Source organism: Asticcacaulis benevestitus DSM 16100 = ATCC BAA-896 (assembly GCF_000376105.1).
GTDB classification, from domain to species: Bacteria; Pseudomonadota; Alphaproteobacteria; order Caulobacterales; family Caulobacteraceae; genus Asticcacaulis; species Asticcacaulis benevestitus.
On sequence record NZ_AQWM01000071.1, the window covers coordinates 1 to 5,645 of the forward strand.

The window sequence follows — 5,645 nt, forward strand, 5'->3', positions numbered from 1 at the left end:
TCCTTCGTGTGCTGGACCGCCCAGACATCCCACTACACACAAACGGTTCGGAAAACGACATCCGCTCTATCGTGACAAAGCGCAAAATATCAGGCGGGACCATGAGCGACGCCGGAAAGGCCGCCCGAGATGCCATGCTCGGCCTGATGAAAACCTGCGCAAAGCTCAAGATCTCGTTCTACCGATTCCTTGGCGACCGCTTCACAGTCCAAGACGCTCCATACGTCCAAAAGCTACCAACCCTCGTCAGGCTCGCAGCAACGTAGCTGCACCGGAATGTGCCCCGGTTACAACATGTTACGTTAGGTCATTGGATTCAATAAGGATTCCACGATGCCAGCGACGGTTTTACGGCGAATTGATCAAACGCGAAATATGGCGCGATTTTATGAGCTCGATATTCAGCCAGGTCTATTTGGCGATGTCGCGGTAACAAGGCATTGGGGCCGGATCGGCGCCAACGGTCAATCCAAACAGCATTGGTTCGCTGAAGACACCGGCGCGGCCGAACTGGCCGGCAAGCTCCTGAGTCAAAAGCTTCGGCGTGGTTACACTTCGCTTGTTCCCTCCCCTATTTAATCTGTTAACCTTTTCGGTCAGTGGTGTGTCTGGACAGGCTCAATACAGTTTTGAAAAATTCTCGTAACTCATTGAATTGCAATGCATTTATGGGACGTTGAGGCGGGAATAGCCTAGGCCGTAAATTAATAAACGGGATTCCCCAACGTGTTTGATTGTGATTCAAGGCTCTCGTTGTTGTGGGTGCTCAAAAAGCTCAAATGCTATGTTTTACTGAAAAAATGAGATACTTCGGCTGAATTAATCAGTAATTTTACATGAGATGAGCTGGCCGTATGCGATCCATTACTCCCATTTACGTAAATCAGTTTTTCAATATCGATATTGTAATTGTAGGTAGGCGAGAGCCCCAAACTCACTTGTGTTAGACTCAGGAATTCAGAAAAATGGCGAAAAAATCACCCTCTATCCCGCCCTCTTCCGATCAGAAAGCCTATTTCCGGTTCCATGCGCCGCACGCGCATCTACAATCTATATTTGGAGACGACTGGTTCGCCCTTAAAGCGGAAGCTTTTGCCCGCTTCTTCGGGACGCCTACCTTCCTTATTGGTCAAACGGCTGTTGTCACGCTGTGGATAGTGGCGAACACGACCGGCATCGTCAAATTCGACATTTATCCGTTCATCCTGCTTAATCTGGCTTTCAGCCTGCAGGCGGCCTATGCCGCGCCGCTAATCTTACTTGCGCAAACACGCCAGGCTGATCGAGATAAAGTGAATGCGGACGCTGATGCCAGGCATCGCGAAGCCTTGGCAACGGCTAGCACCGAACGTTTAGCTGTCGCCGCAACCCAGACCGAGCTGCTGGTCGATCTCGTCAAGCAAAATACGCATCTTACAGAAACCGTGAGAGATTTGACCGAGCGCGTCTCGGGCCTCACGATGGAATTACACAAGCAATTGTGTGTTGTGAAAAATCCGGAAGACTGACAACCGGATAGGTACTCGCCCAGCCAGCCAAAGAGGGATTCCTATATCCCGCCATCAGGCCGGCAATCATACTCAGCTCGCTGTTGTATCGGCAAAGAATCCAATAGCAGGGATAGCACAGTCTCAACAATGCTGGCATCGATACACCTTCGCGCGCTTATCGGAAGTGGGAACCATACCATTACAGTTACCCCCCGTCATCGCCGAAGCGGACCATGTCATATCCTCAATTGCGGCAATTGTTCTTGACTAAGAATAATGGTACTGATATTGGACTATCACAATTTGGTACCATTAAGGGATAGCTATGATGGTCGACAAGGCTTGGTTCGAGACGGTTTCTATTCCGTATTTGATCCATCACGCTCAAAGCACGTATGGCGCCGCCATGCGCAAAGCCTTGGAGGCCGAGGGTTATGACGATATCCCCAGAAATGGTCTCTATGTGATAGGCGTACTTGCTTACGAACCACACAACATCCAATTGGCCAAGATCATCGACGACCTTGGGTTATCAAAGCAAGCCTCAGGTCAGTTGGTTGATACGCTTGTTGCACGGGGTTACCTGGAGCGCCAGATAGACCCACAGGACCGTCGTCGCTACATTGTTTCGCTTACAGAACGAGGCCGCGATGCCGCACGCATACAAACAGAGGCGCGCGAAGGGATTGACCTTAGCCTCACGGCTCGGATCGGTCGCTCGGGCTTGGTGGGGCTACGTAAGCTATTGGCAGCCCTGATAGGTGTGGGACGTGAAACACAGTCGGATCGGGAAGCAAATTCTGCGCGGACTTTGCAGGTGAAAGGCGTCACCCCGATTCTCTTCGTAGGCGATGTCACGCAGGCCGCCCAGTTTTATATGGACTTGGGTTTCTCGACAGATTTTCTTTATGGCACCCCCCCTTTTTACGGTTCCGTGTCGCGTGATGGGGCGTGCCTCCACCTCCGTTATGTCGCTCAACCAAACTTCGCCGAGCTTGCCGCAACAGAAGAAGCGCTTATTCTCGCGACGGTCGAAGTCTCCGACATTCACGCACTGCATGCCGAGTTCGAAAGCCGAGGTTTGCCTATTTCGCGTGGGCTTGTCCATCAGCCATGGGGCGGGACGGATTTCCATGTTCGCGATCCGAGCGGCAACGAGATTTCTTTTGTGCAATACCACCCGACCGAACGGACGAACGGCGGCGCCGAATGACACCATACTGCCTATATTTCGGATAAGGCGTGCCTTGGTGAGTGAACAGAGTTTTAAAAGACAACCCAAATAGGAGAGCGGACAGTGACTACTGAAAATAAGTTTGTAAACAAACGGATTGAAGAAGGGAGCTTCGAGGATTGCTCGATGAAGGCATGTAGATTCGACAATGTGGACCTGTCTGCCAGCACCTTTACTAACATTAATCTGAAGGGAGCCAAATTCCACGATATCAACATGTCAGGTGTCGCAATTACCGATGCCAAAATTGATGGCCTGACCATTTTCGGACATGACATCCAGGTTCTCATAGAAGCAGAAATCAAGCGTAAAGCGTGACCTTACAGTGCCGCCCCTTGAAAAACCCTCTGCCAGGAACATTCGGGCAAAAACCGCGCTAATGGCTGCAGATTTGCCGTGGTGACGGGCAGCGAAATGCGCGCCGTGTGCCTGTCCCTATGACCTGCCTCCAGCATTCAGCGCTATCGTCTCACGATTATGCTGTCCCTTGGTCGATTGGAGCCACAACATCTAGCCAAGATATTGCTTTAGCCGTGGTATCGAAACTCATTATTTGGCCTTTTGTATAGGCCTCGTCAAAAATTTTTGCTCGAATTTCAAACAGAATTTCAACAGTAATAATAGCGACGTAGTTGCAGATCTCCATGCTCGCGGTTTCTGCATGCCACCATGCTAGAAGACGTTCCACCTCGTCGTAGCTATAGATACCCTCGGCCCGGCGATAATCGAAAATGCGCCTGTAAGTCCAGGCGGATCTATTCGTCTTATAGGCCTCGATAATAAGGTCCGTCAGACGACCGCTCTCGATCACGCCTAAGACTTTAAAAATTAAAAGTTTACGCTCGTGATCTATAACAATTTTAAGCACAATAGCGTACTCCGTTGCTCTCCATGTCTTTATTATTAATCATTAATGCTGCGCTTCGTAAGCTAAAATCGCCATCGGGTCTGATTGGCGTTGGCTTATAGGGGGCCACAGTGCTTATAGTACCGTAAATACGCTAAAGCTCGAAAATCAAGAACAAGCACTAAGCCGATTTAATGGCAGGCGGTAAGTTAAGTAATTTCCAGTCTTTGGGCAATTCTGAACTATTCTCGGCGTTGCCCTCGATGTTGTCTAGGCGACTGCGCCGGTCATCTATCGCTCGACTTCAAGCGCGTCTCGGCCAAAACCGCCTTCTGGGCGGGGCATCCCGCCATGCCCATCGTCCAGGCCCTTGACTGGTTTAAAGACAATCGAGCCGTCTTTAATCGATGGCATGGTACGCTATCTTGATCGATCATCACATCGCGCTGAAATTCTGACGGACCTTCGCGACAACAAGTCGGGCGTGCCGTCCTGGATGTGTAATGTCATCGACATGGCAATCCGGAAGTCTGAACAAAAGGACGAGAATTCAGCGTAGGTTTCTTGAAATTCTATTGGCCAATGGCGCGAACTCTTATGCTCTTGCATAGTGTCAGAAACTTTAATATATATCTGACACTATGGAGCCTATGATGAAAACCCTTTGTGAGAAAATTATACAACTTGCTGAGAGAATGCCTGAAGGCGAAGCCCTTTCGGCTAAGGCGTTGCTTCATCTCGGCTCCCGCCAAGGAGTCGATCAGGCTTTGTCCCGTCTCGTCCGGCGCGGCCAACTCCTTCGAGCGGGCCGAGGGACTTATGTGCGTCAGGTGCATACAAAATTTGGCTCGCGTCCTCCCTCCCCTACCAAGTTGATAGAAGCGCTGGCAGCCCAGACAGGCGAGACCATTACGCCCAATGGTGCCGCAGCGGCAAACGCGCTGGGCCTGACGTCCCAGGTTCCGATCAAGCAAATTTACCTGACATCTGGCCCTAGTCGCAAATTCACCTTGGGTTCCCAAATCGTTGAATTGCAGCACACAGCGCGATGGCAAACCACACTTGCCAACACGAAAGCCGGACAAACCGTCCGTGCCTTAGCTTGGCTTGGGGAGCAGAAAGCCGGAGAAGCCATTCCCTACCTACGCGAACAGCTCATGTCGTCAGAGTTGGCCGAACTTCTGCAAGCCAGACCAGTTCTGCCTACCTGGATGGCGCGTGAAGTGAGCCGGATGGCAGAATATGCCTGATAATTTCATGGCGCTGCCGGCAGACGACCGACTTGAGGCTTTGGAGTTGGCCGCCGCCGGTTCGGGACGGCCCCTCCATTTGCTAGAAAAGGATATTTGGGTCGTTTGGACATTAAACGCATTATTCACTGCAGCGTTTGGACAGCACCTAGTCTTCAAAGGAGGCACATCTCTGTCCAAAGCCTACGGCATCATAGAGCGTTTTTCCGAAGACATAGATGTGACCTACGACATCAGGGCCATCGCGCCAGATTTGACGGGTACCGACCAAGAACCTCTTCCGGAAAATCCAAGTCAACTAAAAAAATGGCGAAAGCTCATCGAGGAACGGCTGCCCTTATGGATCCGGGACGTCGTTCAGCCCGACCTTCATGAACGTCTGAGGGCAGAAAATCTAATGGCGACTCTTCGGACGGAAGAAGATTGCTTGCTTCAAGGCGCAGTGGAAACGAAGCGAGCCCGGTGAAAAGCCGCTGGTCTCGCCTTTGATCCTGCAACCACGACCGCCACGGACCATGAACATGTCTGAGGTGGTCCCCGAAAACTGGACAGCTGGCTTAGATATAATCTTGCCCCTATAGTGGCCACCGGCCAAGGGGTTTAAATGAAGAATATCCGCAAGAAACACAGTCCTGAGTTTAAGGCGAAGGTGGCGATGGCTGCCCTTCGTGAGGAAGGCACGGTGTCTGAACTGGCCAGTAAGTACGGCGTCCACCCGAGCCAGATCAATACCTGGAAGAAGGCAGCCCAGGACGGCATGGCTGCCCTGTTTGAGGGCGACAAGAAGGCTGCAAAAAGCGAGGCGGCCGATAAAACCAAGCTCG

At 51.4% G+C, this 5,645-nt stretch carries 8 protein-coding genes and 1 pseudogene; 8 read left to right on the forward strand and 1 reads right to left on the reverse strand.

All coding sequences use genetic code 11. The annotated features are described in order from the left end of the window. From B060_RS0123105 to B060_RS25785, 5 genes and pseudogenes are all read left to right on the forward strand, one after another. Positions 1 to 266 (forward strand): annotated as a pseudogene (locus tag B060_RS0123105) (hypothetical protein); the annotation flags it as partial. A 67-nt stretch (positions 267 to 333) separates the two neighbouring features. After that, positions 334 to 579, forward strand: a complete 246-nt coding sequence (locus B060_RS0123110) for a WGR domain-containing protein (protein ID WP_026173094.1) — start codon at positions 334 to 336, stop codon at positions 577 to 579. A 386-nt stretch (positions 580 to 965) separates the two neighbouring features. After that, positions 966 to 1,508 (forward strand): DUF1003 domain-containing protein, encoded by a 543-nt coding sequence (locus B060_RS0123115; protein ID WP_018084164.1) that lies wholly within the window; start codon positions 966 to 968, stop codon positions 1,506 to 1,508. Between the two features lie 307 nt (positions 1,509 to 1,815). Next, entirely contained in the window at positions 1,816 to 2,703 is an 888-nt protein-coding gene (locus B060_RS26375) for a glyoxalase superfamily protein (protein WP_018084165.1), read from the forward strand. 84 nt (positions 2,704 to 2,787) lie between these two features. Next, positions 2,788 to 3,042, forward strand: a complete 255-nt coding sequence (locus B060_RS25785) for a pentapeptide repeat-containing protein (protein WP_035423945.1) — start codon at positions 2,788 to 2,790, stop codon at positions 3,040 to 3,042. A 157-nt stretch (positions 3,043 to 3,199) separates the two neighbouring features. Here B060_RS25785 and B060_RS0123130 read toward each other — a convergent pair whose 3' ends face one another. Beyond that, positions 3,200 to 3,592: a hypothetical protein gene (locus B060_RS0123130; RefSeq protein WP_018084167.1), complete on the reverse strand. Its 393-nt coding sequence runs from the start codon at positions 3,590 to 3,592 to the stop codon at positions 3,200 to 3,202. A gap of 629 nt (positions 3,593 to 4,221) precedes the next feature. Between B060_RS0123130 and B060_RS0123145 the strand changes: the two genes are divergently transcribed. From B060_RS0123145 to B060_RS0123155, 3 genes are all read left to right on the forward strand, one after another. Further along, on the forward strand, positions 4,222 to 4,821 hold the full coding sequence (locus B060_RS0123145) for a DUF6088 family protein (RefSeq protein ID WP_236621698.1): 600 nt from the start codon (positions 4,222 to 4,224) through the stop codon (positions 4,819 to 4,821). Continuing rightward, positions 4,814 to 5,287, forward strand: coding sequence for a nucleotidyl transferase AbiEii/AbiGii toxin family protein (locus B060_RS25790; RefSeq protein WP_018084171.1), 474 nt, complete (start codon positions 4,814 to 4,816; stop codon positions 5,285 to 5,287). Before B060_RS0123145 ends, B060_RS25790 begins: the two co-directional genes overlap by 8 nt. Before the next feature lie 138 nt (positions 5,288 to 5,425). Continuing rightward, positions 5,426 to 5,645, forward strand: a 220-nt coding sequence (locus B060_RS0123155) for an IS3 family transposase (RefSeq protein WP_018083838.1), incomplete at its 3' end; no start/stop codon positions are given.